General features: G+C 58.9%; 9 protein-coding genes. 1 reads left to right on the top strand and 8 read right to left on the bottom strand.

The window, feature by feature from the left end:
- Window positions 1–56 precede the first annotated feature (56 nt).
- The 8 genes from BN8_RS11110 to BN8_RS11075 all read right to left on the bottom strand — a co-directional run bounded on the left by BN8_RS11110 (window position 57) and on the right by BN8_RS11075 (window position 12,441).
- A complete protein-coding gene (locus BN8_RS11110) occupies window positions 57–1,253 on the bottom strand; it encodes a mandelate racemase/muconate lactonizing enzyme family protein (protein WP_009281958.1) in 1,197 nt (398 codons plus the stop codon).
- Between the two features lie 67 nt (window positions 1,254–1,320).
- Entirely contained in the window at window positions 1,321–2,700 is a 1,380-nt protein-coding gene (locus BN8_RS11105; RefSeq protein ID WP_009281957.1) for a RagB/SusD family nutrient uptake outer membrane protein, read from the bottom strand.
- Window positions 2,701–2,715: 15 nt separating this feature from the next.
- The gene (locus BN8_RS11100; RefSeq protein ID WP_009281956.1) at window positions 2,716–6,129 is read right to left on the bottom strand and encodes a SusC/RagA family TonB-linked outer membrane protein; all 3,414 of its coding nucleotides are present in this window, start codon (window positions 6,127–6,129) and stop codon (window positions 2,716–2,718) included.
- A 12-nt stretch (window positions 6,130–6,141) separates the two neighbouring features.
- Window positions 6,142–7,251, bottom strand: a complete 1,110-nt coding sequence (locus tag BN8_RS31660; protein ID WP_009281955.1) for a FecR family protein — start codon at window positions 7,249–7,251, stop codon at window positions 6,142–6,144.
- A gap of 58 nt (window positions 7,252–7,309) precedes the next feature.
- The gene (locus tag BN8_RS11090) at window positions 7,310–7,897 is read right to left on the bottom strand and encodes an RNA polymerase sigma factor (RefSeq protein ID WP_192579042.1); all 588 of its coding nucleotides are present in this window, start codon (window positions 7,895–7,897) and stop codon (window positions 7,310–7,312) included.
- Window positions 7,898–8,032: 135 nt separating this feature from the next.
- A complete protein-coding gene (locus BN8_RS11085) occupies window positions 8,033–9,715 on the bottom strand; it encodes a L,D-transpeptidase family protein (RefSeq protein ID WP_009281953.1) in 1,683 nt (560 codons plus the stop codon).
- Between the two features lie 104 nt (window positions 9,716–9,819).
- Window positions 9,820–11,592, bottom strand: coding sequence for an ABC transporter ATP-binding protein (locus BN8_RS11080; RefSeq protein WP_009281952.1), 1,773 nt, complete (start codon window positions 11,590–11,592; stop codon window positions 9,820–9,822).
- Window positions 11,593–11,751: 159 nt separating this feature from the next.
- Window positions 11,752–12,441, bottom strand: coding sequence for an alpha/beta fold hydrolase (locus tag BN8_RS11075; protein ID WP_009281951.1), 690 nt, complete (start codon window positions 12,439–12,441; stop codon window positions 11,752–11,754).
- 165 nt (window positions 12,442–12,606) lie between these two features.
- Between BN8_RS11075 and BN8_RS11070 the strand changes: the two genes are divergently transcribed.
- Window positions 12,607–13,152, top strand: coding sequence for a GNAT family N-acetyltransferase (locus BN8_RS11070; protein WP_009281950.1), 546 nt, complete (start codon window positions 12,607–12,609; stop codon window positions 13,150–13,152).
- Window positions 13,153–13,222 lie beyond the last annotated feature (70 nt).

Here is a 13,222-nt window from a genome sequence, read left to right as displayed (position 1 = left end):
GCTTCTGCCGGGTGTCAGCCAAACACGGGCTTAGTCAAAGATTAAGGCAACTTCTCTCAATACCCAAACAGCGCCTTGGCCCGTTTCTCGTTGATCACCAGCCCCAGCCCGTTGCCTTTGGGCAGCAGCATGTCGCCATCCTGAAACTGAATGCCCTCGTCAAATACCGAACAGATGGTTTTGTACAGGTCGGCTTCAATGTATTCGACCATCGGGCCGCAGTTGGGAATGGCGGCCAGGATCTGCATGGTGGCCGCGCTGCCCTGCATCGGTTTGGTGTTGTGCGGCACAATCTGTTTGTGGTACAGCCCGGCCACGTGGCAAATTTTCAGTCCTTCGGTGATGCCCCCCGACTTGATAAAATCGGTGTTGATGATGTCGGGTTTCCCGATTTTAATGAGGCTTTCGACCATCCAGCGCGTGTAACATTTTTCGCCCGCCATCACCGGAATCGTCAGCGCATCAACCACCGTAGCGAGGTCTTCGAGGTTTTCGTTGGGGCAGGGACTTTCGTAAAATTTCATACCCATCCCCTCCAGCGTTTTACCAACTTCAATGGCCCGGTAGCCGGTGTACCCTTCGTTGGGATCCAGAAATAAATCCACGCTGTCGGGCAGTTCTTTCCGAATGGCCGTATAGTATTTAAGGCAGGGGTCGTTTTTCGGATTGATGTTGTACTCCCGTATCTGTGCCCTGATTTTAAGCCGTTTGAACCCTTTTTCGGCTAGTTTGACGGCTTGCTTGATAGCCTCGGGAAGCGGAACGGCACCGCCCTTGAGCCGGAAGCCCGCATAGGCCGGCACGCGGTCGCGGAATTTCCCGCCAATCAGGTTGTGGACGGGCACACCCAGCAGTTTGCCTTTCAAATCCCACAGGGCACAGTCAACACCGGCGATGGCATAGGTCAGTATCCCGCCCGATCCCAGGTCGACATTCTTCCAGAACATCTGCTCCCAAAGCATTTCGGTATCGAACGGGCTTTGCCCAACCACCTGCGGGGCCAGCAAATCGTTGATGATGGTCTGCACCGCCCGGATGCCGTTGGCACTGCTTTCGCCCCACCCCACGGTGCCATCGGTAGCCTCGACGCGGACATACACGCCCCGGTCATAGCCATCCTGAAACACAATCCCCTTCACACTCTTGATTTTGATGTCCTTGGGAACGTCGCCGGCGTGAGCCAGCGCGGGCAGGCCCGCATACAGCGAACCCACGCCCAGGGCGGTCGTTTTAAGAAAATTTCTGCGTTGCATCGTTTTAGATTTATACCAACCCCGCCAGGTTTTACCCGGACACGTAGTACCCTGCGGGGTTGGTTCGTCAGTAACTCGGGTTCTGGTCCAGATTTGGATTCAGGTCCAGTTCGCGGGAAGGTACGGGCCAGAGGATACGAGCCCGGTTGGCTTCGGTCAGGTTGGCTACCGTGCCGACCGCCTTGTTCCAGCGGACGAGATCGTACCAGCGGTGTGGCTCAAACGCCAGTTCGAGGAAGCGTTCATCCTCAATGGCCTGTTTCACCTGCGCCTGCGTGGTAGCCGTAGTTGGCTGCAGGCCCGCCCGCGTCCGGATCTGGTTCAGGAACGGAATGGCCTCGGCGGTGCGCCCCAGTTCGTTGAGGCATTCCGCCCGGAGCAGGATGATGTCGGCCAGCCGCAGATAGACAATATTGGTGGTCTGATTGCCCCGGATGTTGGTCGTTGGCGGAGCGGCCTCATACTTCCGGATGTACCGGTTGTTGTTATGCGTACCCAAACTGACGGCCGCCCGAAGGTCGCCGGTACTGGCCTGAAACGCGTTGACAATTTTGGTTTCCGGACGCATCCGAAAGCCCGCCCCCGTAAAGGGCACCGTTTCGTTATCGAGATCATGACCCTCAGTCGAGCGGTTCGGCCGGAACGACATTTCGAAGATAGTCTCAGTCGTATTCTGCTTCCCGACCGCAAACAGATCGCCGAAGTTGGCACCCGGTACGAGCCGGTACTGAGCATCGGCCATCACTTTTTCGCACTCGGCCAGGGCCAGTGCGTAGTCGCCCTGCGCATTTCGCTGCAGGTACACCTTGGCGAGCCACGCCTGCGCTGAGCCTTTGGCGGGCCGGGCGCGGTTATTCCCGGGATGCGTGGCAGGCAGCAGCCGCTCAGCCTCCTGCAGGTCTTTTATAATCTGGGCGTATACCTCCGGCACCTCACTACGTCGAAGCTGAAAATCCTGGGTGGCCGATTTGGATGGCTGCAGCGGCAGCGGAATCTTACCCCAGAGCCGCGTCAGTTGGAAAAAGGCCCAGCCCCGGATGAAATACGCTTCCCCCAGCACCCGGTCTTTCTGGAGCGCCGGATCGTTGATGGTTGGTACGTTGGCCAGTACGTCGTTGGCCCCGTGCACGGCGGCATACACCTCCCGCCAGTGATCCAGAATGTTACCGTGTACCGGCGTCGCGACAAAGGCTTCGTGGCGGGTAAAGTTACCACCACTATTGGCGCGGGCATCATCGGCCAGCACCAGCGGCACGATAATAAAGTTTTGCGTCATCGAGTTCTGCATGGAGTTGTAGGCGTTCATCAGCCCCGCTTCCGCATCACCCGCTGTCTGCCAGAAATTTTCGGCAACAATAGAACTCGGTGGTGTCAGCTCCAGAATGTCTCCACAGGACGAAAGACTCAGCAGCGCCGACAGGATTGTAAGTTTATAAACGGTTTTCATGGTTTAGAACAGAGTTTAAAAGCCTACACTTAAGCCGACTGTAACCACCCGTGCCTGCGGCTGGGTGAGGTAATCAACGCCCAGCGACGGAATACGCCCTCCGCCGGTATTCTGGCTTTCGGGATCAAACCCGCTGTAGTTGGTCAGCGTAATCAGGTTCTGGCCGCTGACGTACACCCGGGCGGCCGTCAGGCCGATGCGCTGGATAAGTGGCTGCGGCAGACTATACCCCAGCGTAATGTTACGGAAGCGCAGGAATGAACCGTCCTCCAGGTAACGATCGGAAACGTCGGTCGGGGCGGCACCGCTCACCGACGACGAGCCGTACAGCGCTTTGGGTACGTCGGTGATGTCGCCCGGTTTCCGCCAGCGTCGGAGCACTTCGGTACTCTGGTTCAAATCTTCGATCATCCCCGTCAGAACCCCGCGCGTCATGTTGTAGATCTGGTTGCCGTACGACCAGTTGACAACGGCACTCAGTTCGAACCCTTTGTAGCTGATCGTATTGGTAATGCCTCCAATGTGCCGGGGCAGCGCATTGCCAATGATCACCCGGTCGGCATCCCGGGAAATGAATCCGTCGTTGTTGACGTCCAGGAAAGCGGCCTCTCCCCCGCGGACACCCCGCTCGTAGAGATCGGTGATGCGGTTCTCCGGGTCGGGAATCCGGGGTACGTCCTCATCGCTCGCATACACGCCGAGGTACCGATACCCGTAGAAATTACCCACCGGCTGGCCGATGCGGTAGATACTGTACGGGCCTTCAACGCCGTACGCATCCGGCAATTTGAAAATAAAGTCCGATCCGAGCGCGCCGTTGTTCGGCAGGAACGTAATGCGGTTTCGGTTGAAGGAGATATTGACGTTGGTGGTCCACTTAAACGGTCCGTTCACGTTGACCGTATTCAGGGTGAACTCCAGCCCCCGGTTATCCATGGTGCCGATGTTGGCGTTGCTGATACTGCCAAAACCCGACGTAAACGGCAGTTGGCGTTCGAAAATCAGATCGCGGGTGCGTTTCAGATAAGCTTCGGCGGTCAGACTGATGCGGTTGTTAAGTACGCCGACGTCCAGCCCAATGTTGGCCGCTGCCGTTGACTCCCAGCCTAGTTCGGGGTTCGAAATGTTGGCCTGACCGATGCCGGGGTTGCCGTCGTAGTTCCGGCCGGTGCCGTAGAGCGCCAGGGCCGGGTAATTACCGCCCAGGCCTTCCTGATTGCCCGTCACGCCGTAGCCCGCCCGCAGCTTCAGGTCACTGATGAACGTATTGGTTTTCAGGAACGGCTCCTCCGAGATTCGCCAGCCGGCCGACAGCGCCGGGAAGATCCCGTACCGTTTGTTGGCCCCGAACCGGCTCGATCCATCGACCCGGAAACTGGCATCGGCCAGATACTTGTCCTTGTAATTATAACTGGCCCGGCCAAAATACGACAACAGCGCCCATTCCGAAATGGAGTGCTGCGGAATGTACGGATCAGCAATCGCGATGGTCTTGATGATGTTCGACCCGGCCGTCTGCCCGCCTGCCTGGAGGAAATTGGCCTGCGACTTCTGCACCCCAAACCCCGCCAGCACCGAAATAGTGTGCGCGCCAAACTGCTGCCGATACGTCAGCGTATTGTCGCTCAGCCACGTAAACTGGTCGCTGTCCACGGCCAGGGCTTCGGCGCGGTTCTGCCGGGCAATCACGTAGCTTGGCACAAAACGCTCCTGCCGGTCGTCGAGGAAATCAACACCGAAGGTACTGCGGAACGTCAGGTTTTTCAGGATCTGATACTCGGCGTACAGGTTGGAAATAACCCGCTTCTGGTTGCTCTGGAACAGGATATCATTGGCCAGCATGACCGGATTTTCGTTCAGCAGCGGGTCCAGCGGATACGTGCCGTCCGGATTCCGAACGGGCAGGTTAGGATTCCGCGTCAGGGCATTGCCCAGGATCGAAAAGCCGCTGAAATCATTGGCAACCCGGTCCTGCAGCGCATTGCTCAGTAAGGTGCTGGTACCGAGCTTCAGCTTGTCGGTCGCCTGGTAGTCGAGGTTCACCCGCAGGTTGTAGCGCTTGTAATCCTGACCAATAATGGTGCCCTTCTGGCGGAAATACCCCAGTGACACAAAGCTGCTGGTCCGTTCGTTGCCCCCGGCTATGGAAAGGTTGTAGTTGCTGATGGGGGCCGTCCGGAAAATTTCATCCTGCCAGTCGGTATTGATCCCAGTTGGCTGCACCTGGTTAAACGGACTCTCCGTCAGCGGATTGCGCCCCCGGTTGGTCAATGATTCGCGCAGGAGTTCCACAAACTGATCGCCGTTGAGCAGATCGAGCCGTTTGGTCACGCTCTGTACGCCCGTATAGGCATCGAAGCTGAACCGGGGTTTACCGGCTTTCCCCCGTTTCGTGGTAATCAATACTACGCCGTTGCTGCCCCGCGCGCCATAGATAGCGGCTGCAGCCGCATCTTTCAGGATGTCGATACTTTCAATGTCGTTCGGGTTCAGGTCGGCCAGTGCTGACTGGCGCTGCCCGCCCGCGTCGAGTACGGTACCGCCGAAGTTGTTGAGCGGCACCCCATCTACGACGTAGAGGGGCCGCGTTTCGCCCAGCAGCGAGGCCGTTCCCCGAATGCGGATAAAGATTTCGCCGGCCGGTGTACCCGAGTTCTGCACGACCTGTACCCCGGCGGCTTTCCCCTGCAGCAACGCATCCGGGCTGGTAACGGGCTGATTCTGTAAGTCTTTGGCTTTTAGCGACGTAATAGCACTGGTGAGGTCCCGCTGCTGGGCGGTTCCGTAGCCCACCACCACTACTTCGTTCAGGGCGCGGTTATCTGGTGCCAGGGTCGGGCTAATGGTGCTCTGGTTGCCGACGGTAACCTCCTGGGGGGTGTAGCCGACGAACGAGAACACCAGCGTTACGTTCCCCTCCGGCACACTCAGCGTGTATCGTCCTTCCGCGTCCGTAGTCGTGCCCCGGTTCGTTCCTTTGATGGTGACGCTCACCCCCGGCAACGGCTGGTCGTTGTCCGTTGAGGTAACCACACCACTGACCCGCCGGTCCTGCACAACCGATCCGGGCGCTTCCGGAACCGGCTTTTCGCGGAGTATGAACAGACGGCTGCTCACCTGTTCGTAGGTGAGTCCCAGCGGAGTCAACAAGGTTTCCAGTGCCGCAGGTACGTCGGCAGCCGTAACGGGAGTCACCAGCGGTTTGCCGTCGAGCAGGCGGCTGTCGTACCCGAAGCGTACGTTATGGCGACTTTCCAGGTCTTTCAGCGCCTGCCGCAGGGGTATGGCACGGCCCGGTGCCGTATCGCGGCTGGTCTGGTGGGCATTTCTGGCCAGCAGCGGCTGCCCCTGGACCGGGACCAGCCCCACCGGCAACCAGCTCCAGACGGTTGCAGACAAAAGGACAAATAAGCGTAGATGCGTGTTCATAAAGGTTACAGATTAGGGTTTGGATACGCGGGCAGACTGAATCAACAGGGTTTTATCCTGGCGGGTAATGTTGAGGGAGAACGCTTTTTCAAGCGCCGACAGCAGCACGTCCAGGCTGGGATCGGGCACGGTGGCCGTCAGTCGTCGACGAGCCAGCGCGGGATCAGTAAAGGCAACGCGGTAGCCGTAGTTGTTTTCGATCAGTTGGGCAATGTCCGAGAGCGGGGTTTCATCGAAGACCAGTTCATCAGCCGTCCAGGCGGAGTGTTCTTCGGGTTCGATACGGCTGCGCAGCGTAATGGCCTGGCTTTTATTTACCTCCACCAGATCGCCCGGTTGCAGGTCGAGGGTGCGCTGGGCTACGTTCAGGCGAATCTTGCCTTCGTTCAGGACTACCTTTACCTTGCGGTTGCGGGTCGATACGTCGAAGGTCGTACCCAGTACCTCTACCGCTACGTTGGCGGCCCGCACGATGAATTTGACCCGCTTGCCGTCGTGCTGCTGTTTCTGCACCTGAAAAAACGCTTCGCCGGTCAGGATCACTTCCCGGTTGCCCGGCGACCAGTCGGATGCCAGGGCCAGTTCCGAATTGGCGTTGAGCCTGACCACCGAACCATCGGGCAGGGTTACCGTCCGCCGTTCGCCGAATCCGGTCCGGTACGAGAGCGGGCCGGTGTCGGCTGCCGTACCCTCCGGCGCAGGTAGCGGAGGGGCCGCCGGTTGGGCCGCGTTCGTCATCCGGTCGGCAACGGGGGTTGAGTCGGTCCGCTGGCGTAGGTACCACCAGCCGCTCAGCAGTCCCATCGCCAGGATAAACGTAGCGGCCGCCTGCCAGAGCCATGCCCGGTGCCAGAGGGGACGGACCTCAGCCACGGGTGTAGCTAGTTTTTCCTGCAACTGCCGGATTTCGGCGTCGATCTGATCGGGTGTCAGCCCGCGGGGACGGTAATCCCCCAGCGCCCGAACGATCCGGGTCGCTTCGGCAACGTCGTGTTGTCGATCCGGATGCTGCGCCACCCAGTCGGTCCAGAAGCGAACCGCTTCGGGATCGCTGCCGTCGACATACGCCCGAAACGACGGATTGTCGACCAGGTCAAACGAAGTAAAGCCTTCGGATTTCATGCCTTTTTTTCGACAAGACGAATCCCGACGGCGCTTTTACCGGTTTTTTGTAAATTTTTTATTGGATAAATACCGAAGACAATAGCCAGCCCGCTAATCGGAGCAGCCAGGCGGGCGGCAACCGCTGCCGCAGGGCGTTCAGCCCTTCATGAACGAGGTTGTACACCGTTCGCTCCTGTACGCCCATCACCTGCGCCATGTCGGCGTAGTCCATTTCCTGGAGGTACCGCAGAAAAACCGCTTCCCGCTGTCGGCGGGTCAGGCCGTTGAGGGCTTCCGCCAGCAACCTTGACCGTTCGGTTCGGGTCGCTTCCTGAATCATAAAGTCTTCGGGCGAAAACATGAAGTCGGGCTGGGTCGCCATTTCATTGGAGTCTGCCCAGAACACCGTCGGCACAAAGCGGTGCTGCTGCCGCTGGTGGTCGATGATGCGGTTGCGGAGCGTAACGAGCAGATAAGCTTTCACCGACTGGATGGTTGCCCAGTCGGCGGCATGATGCCAGTAGGCCAGAAAGGTTTCCTGGATGCAGTCTTTCGTGGTATCCTCATCCCCGTTGGTCAGTTTTAACCCGTAGTCATACAGCCTGTTGTAATGCTCCCGCATTACGTCGGCTAATTGAGCTTCGGGGGTAAGTTGCGCTGACACAGGACGATGGAACAAAAGGTGTACGTTTAGTCTAAAGCCGCCAGCCCCGTACATCTCCTGCCTGCCGACGCTAAAACCTTTGCCCATCGGGTACGTATAATGGATCGGAAGCCAGCTTCCCGTAGCCCACCGGCCTTACAACAGACTGTCAAATTCGGGGGTCAGTCGTTTGTCGAGACCGTACGTATCCTCCCGGAAATTAATGCGGCCTTCGCGGTCGGTAAACGCCGTCTGATACAGGATATAAACCGGGATTTTCTCCTCCAGCCGCACGACCTGCCGCCGGTTGTTGGTCATCATCTCCTCCACGGTTTTGCGGTCAAACTGCGGAAACAGCCAGTCGGCAAACCAGGCCGGGTCCTCCACCCGAACGCACCCGTGGCTAAACGCCCGGTGGGTACGGTCAAAAAGCTGGTCGGCGGGGGTGTCGTGCAGGTAAACGGCAAATTCGTTCGGAAACATGAACTTAACCAATCCCAGGGCGTTCCAGGGGCCGGGTTTCTGCCGGATTCGGTACGCGTCGAGCTTGTTCCAGTTTACCCGGCTCCGACTCACAACCCGGGCGTCGCTGCCCCAGCCGTCGAGAATTTCGTAGTGGTGGCGACGCAGGTAGCTCCGGCTCTTTCTGATCTTTGGCCACAGTTCTTTCTGCGCAATGCTGTTCGGTACGTTCCAGTACGGCGAAAACTCAGCGTATTCGATCTTATCGCTGAAAATCGGCGTCGCGTTCATGGCCGTGCCGACCACGACCTTCATCTGCCGGATGGTCTGCCCGCCGTCCACGATGCGTACCTGGTAGGCCGGAATGTTGACCAGCACGTACCGCTGGGGCATGGCACCGGTCGAGAACCACCGAATCCGGTCGAGGTTGAGCATGATCTGCTTCAGCCGGGTATCGACCGGTACGTTCATGGCGGCAACCATCCGGTCGTTGATCGCTGGTTCGACGACCAGGCCATTCCGGGTCTGGTAGCGGTTTACGGCCGCCAGCATCGCCGTATCGTACACCGCCGGGCGTTCCCAGTTGTCAGGGTTGGTTTCCAGATCGCCGGTTCGGTGGAGCCGGTTCCGGATGGCAACCACCCGACGGGACGAATCGCCGGGCTGCAGGGCTTTACCGGTTTCAATAGGCTCCCAGCCTCCCTGGTCGAGTATGGTACGGTACGTGTTCAGGTGTTTCTGTAGCGTTTCGTACTGGTCGAACTGGGGGCGGAACGCATCCAGCGACGGTCCTACCTGCCCGGCCACGGCCTGCTGAAGATGGGTAGATAACGTATCGGGTTTTTGGGGTTTAATGTGCCAGGAGGCCGAGAGCTTACCGGGTTTCACCTTTCCGGTGGCAATCATATCCGCCAGTTTCAGGTACGTAGCCGATAGCAGTACATCCAGGGTAGCCCCGGTTTCGGCATCGGCCTGCTGGCTGGTTATGGCGTCGATCAGCCGACGTAGCTCCCCGTGCGGAAACGCGTCGGGATTGAGGCCTTCCTCGTCAAGCTGTTCGATCTGATTCAGTAGCGCCCCCGCCGTTTCGGGCGTCCAGGCTGGTTCGAAAGTCCGGTTGCTGTAAAACGCAAAAAGGTAATCAGCCACCCGCGGCCCGCTGATTTTGGGCAGGTCTTTCGTTAATCCGGTCGAATCCACCCACGTCCGGATCAGTTGTCGGGCTTCTGCTGCCGGGTAATCGAACCCGTCCTGTACGGGGCTGGCTTCGGTGGTTGTCGGGCGCTGTGCCGGGTCTGATTCCGTTTCCGCGCCGTTGCGACAGGCCGAAACCATACCCAGCCACAGCACGAGTAGGTAGGTCAGTTGTCGTCTCATCGCTCGGCTTTTTTGGGTAGTCTATAGTTTATCAACCGACGAGAGACCAAAAAAGTCACATACCCTATAAAACTAATTGACTAATAACAGCCTGATCAACTTCATCAGACCTCCTGAATGGGATTGATTACGTCGGTCTTCCGCTCGCCGATCTGCTGCCGCCACATGGCGTAGTAGAGTCCCTTTGCGCTGACCAGTTCCTCGTGCCGCCCCATCTCCACGATCCGGCCTTTTTCGAGCACGCAGATGGTCGTTGCGTGCAGAATGGTCGACAGCCGGTGGGCGATCAGGATGGTGATCTGCTCCTGCTGGCTCGACAGCCGGCGCATCGTATCGGTAATGGCTTCTTCGGTCAGGGAGTCCAGCGCCGAGGTCGCTTCGTCGAAGATCAGCAGCCGCGGCCGACGGACCAGCGCCCGGGCAATGGCCAGCCGTTGTTTTTCCCCGCCCGACATTTTCATACCGCCTTCGCCGATGGGCGTATCCAGCCCCAGCCCCGACCGGTTCAGCAGGGTCAGGCAGGCGGCTTTACTCAGGGCGTCGAGCATCTCCTCGTCGGTGGCCTCGGGCTGCACGAGCCGCAGGTTATCGCGGATGGTCCCCGAAAACAGGTGCGTATCCTGCGTCACAAAGCCGATCTGTCGGCGCATGGGGTTAAACCGCAGATCAGCGGTGGCGATGTCGTTGTAATAGATTTGTCCGTCGACGGGCCGGTAGAGCCCGACCAGCAGCTTCACCAGCGTCGATTTGCCCGACCCCGACGGCCCCACGAACGCCAGGGTATCCCCCAGCCGGGCTTCGAACGATACCCCGTCGAGGGCGTTGGGCCCCTCGGGCGAATGCCGGAATACGACATCGGCAAACCGAATCCGTTCGATGGGCCCCACCTCCTGGGGCGACTCCGGATTGCGTTCGATGGGTTTGCGCATCAGCTCGTCGAAGCTGTGCAGCCCGGCTTCCACCTCGCGGTACGCCAGCATGATGTTGCCGATTTCCTGGAGGGGGTTGAAGATGGCTACGGATATAAACTGCATCGAAATCAGCTCGCCCGGACTAAGCACCCTCCGGAAGATCAGCCACAGCAGCGTAAACAGCACCGACTGCTTCAGCACGTTAAGCGTGGTGCTTTGCCAGAACGTCAGCACCCGTACCCGCCTGACTTTCTGCATCTCCAGGTCAAATATCCGCCCTGTTTGCCCCCGCAGCCGCCGGATTTCGGGGAAGGTCAGGCCCAGGCTTTTGATGAGTTCGATGTTGCGCAGGGATTCGGTGATGACGCCCGCCAGTTGGGCCGTTTCGCGGTTGATCCGGCGCTGGGTGGTTTTGATGGCCTGACTGAGTCGCCCCGTCAGCCCGCCCAGCACCAACCCGCCGATCAGAAAGACCGGCACCAGCGCCCAGTGTTTGGTGATGGCGTAAAAAATCAGGAATCCAAGCCCCACCACCGACGAGAACAGCACGTTGACGAATGCGTTGACAAACTTTTCGGTGTCGGTGCGGATTTTTTGCAGGACCGACAGCGTAACCCCGCTGCTCTGCTCGCCGAACTGCCCGTACGACAGCCGCAGGGTCTGTTTCAGACCATCGTTGAAGATATCGGTGCCAAAGCGCTGGACGACCAGCCGCGTCAGGTAGTCGCCCGCGGCTTTGGCGAGGTTCGACAGCAGGGCCACGCCGAGAGCCAGGGCCAGCAGGCGCAGCACCCCGCGAATCTGCGCCTGTTCGGATTGGGGCCGGGGATTGGTGGCAAACTCATCGATCAGTTTCCCGAAGATAATGGGGTCGATCAGGGCCAGCACCTGCGCCGTTCCGATCAGACTCAGGGCACCGGCCATTAACCAGCGATACGGTTTGAGATACGTCCAGAGGGTGCGCACAGGGCATAGCGTGGGGTTTGTCGGGCCCGCTGGTTGTTAAACAGGCCGGGGAGACAAAGGTTTGGCCCGCAGCCACGACCCTACCGACGACCATGGGCAAAAGCGAACGGCCTGTGCATCCACAGGCCGCCGTAACAACGTGTAGGTGTCTGACTGGTCCTACTCAATCTCAGCCGCTTCCAGGATCACGTCCAGCACCTCTTCGGGCTGAGAAATCATCGGTACGTGGCTGCTGTCGATTTCAATCGTTTTAGCGCCGATATGACTGGCCATCATCCGCTCCAGGTCCGGTGGAATGGCACCGTCCTGCCGCGCAACAATGTAAAAGCTCGGCCGGTCTTTCCAGGCCTGGATGGTGTTTTTCGCCCCGAACACCGTTTCCGATGCGGGGGTCTGAGTAGCAAAAATCAGTCGTTGCTCGGGCTCCGACAGATCACCGGCGAAGGATTGCTGTACGCCCTCGAAGGTCAGCTTGATGAACCCGTCTGCTACGTCAAAGTGGCTTCCGAGCGCATTCTGAGGCACTTTACTCAACAGATCGATGAGCGATTCACCGGCATCCGGCGCAAAAGCCGCTACGTAGACCAGCGCCTTCACCCTGGGATCGTTGCCCGCTTCGGTGATTACGAACCCACCCCACGAGTGGCCGACCAGCACGACCGGCCCTTCGATCCGGGCCAGTGCCCGCCGGGTGGCCGTTACGTCGTCGTCAAACGAGGTAGTGGGGTTCTGCACCGATACGACGGTATAGCCGGCATCCTGCAGGGGTTCGATCACGGCATTCCAACTGGACCCATCGGCCCACAGGCCATGCACAAAGACAATGGTTGGTTTCTGATTTGCTTCCATGAATGATGGTTTACGGGTAGTTAACCGCTCAATATGGACGAGTTTTGGCAATTCATTGCGAATCAGTCTGTTATTAATTCGTTAACTCCATGCCGCTTTGGAACCGGGCGTTTCGTTTAGTACCTTGGTATCGGCTGTACGCTACTTTCCGTAAACCTGACTGCCATGTTCACCGCGCTGGCTGCTGACTCCATCACGCTGCACCTCATCACCGACGACAACGTAGCGCAGGTGTACGATCTGTTTCGGGGGTATCCCGACTCGGACGTAATGCTACAGGAAATCGCCGACAGTTACCTGCCCGAATACGAAGACGGCCAGCGGACCAAGTACGGCTTCTATGCGACGCTGAACCACGAACTGGCGGGGCTGAGCCTGCTGGGTATCGACACCGGGAAAGCCAGCACGGGCTATACCGGGGCCGATACGTTGATCCACATGCGCGGCAAAGGCGTAGCCCCCCGTAGCAAACCCCACCTGTTTTACCTGGCGTTTGCGATACTGGGCCTGAACCGGGTCGAAACCGGCTGTTTCGTCTCAAACCTGTCGTCCAAACGGTCGATCGAAAAAACGGCTGGCTTCCAACTGGAAGGCATCATGCGCGAGTCCGGCCTGAATGATCGCGGGGCGTTTGAGGATGAATACCTCTACGCCATCCTGCGCCGGGACTGGGAGCGGCTGTATGACCCATCGCAGGTACAGGTTCGGTAAGCGGCTACACCCGTTCCGAAAACCACCGTGTGGCTAAACGAGTTAGGTAGGGAGCCTCTGCACGGACAGA

Source organism: Fibrisoma limi BUZ 3, from assembly GCF_000296815.2.
Taxonomy (GTDB): Bacteria; Bacteroidota; Bacteroidia; order Cytophagales; family Spirosomataceae; genus Fibrisoma; species Fibrisoma limi.
This window is presented reverse-complemented; position numbering and strand designations above follow the sequence as displayed.

What these genes read in the sequence shown, in the direction of transcription:
- BN8_RS11110 (WP_009281958.1), bottom strand. Translation starts at nt 1,253, where the DNA reads ATGCAACGCAGAAATTTTCTTAAAACGACCGCCCTGGGCGTGGGTTCG.
- BN8_RS11105 (WP_009281957.1), bottom strand. Translation starts at nt 2,700, where the DNA reads ATGAAAACCGTTTATAAACTTACAATCCTGTCGGCGCTGCTGAGTCTT.
- BN8_RS11100 (WP_009281956.1), bottom strand. Translation starts at nt 6,129, where the DNA reads ATGAACACGCATCTACGCTTATTTGTCCTTTTGTCTGCAACCGTCTGG.
- BN8_RS31660 (WP_009281955.1), bottom strand. Translation starts at nt 7,251, where the DNA reads ATGAAATCCGAAGGCTTTACTTCGTTTGACCTGGTCGACAATCCGTCG.
- BN8_RS11085 (WP_009281953.1), bottom strand. Translation starts at nt 9,715, where the DNA reads ATGAGACGACAACTGACCTACCTACTCGTGCTGTGGCTGGGTATGGTT.
- BN8_RS11075 (WP_009281951.1), bottom strand. Translation starts at nt 12,441, where the DNA reads ATGGAAGCAAATCAGAAACCAACCATTGTCTTTGTGCATGGCCTGTGG.
- BN8_RS11070 (WP_009281950.1), top strand. Translation starts at nt 12,607, where the DNA reads ATGTTCACCGCGCTGGCTGCTGACTCCATCACGCTGCACCTCATCACC.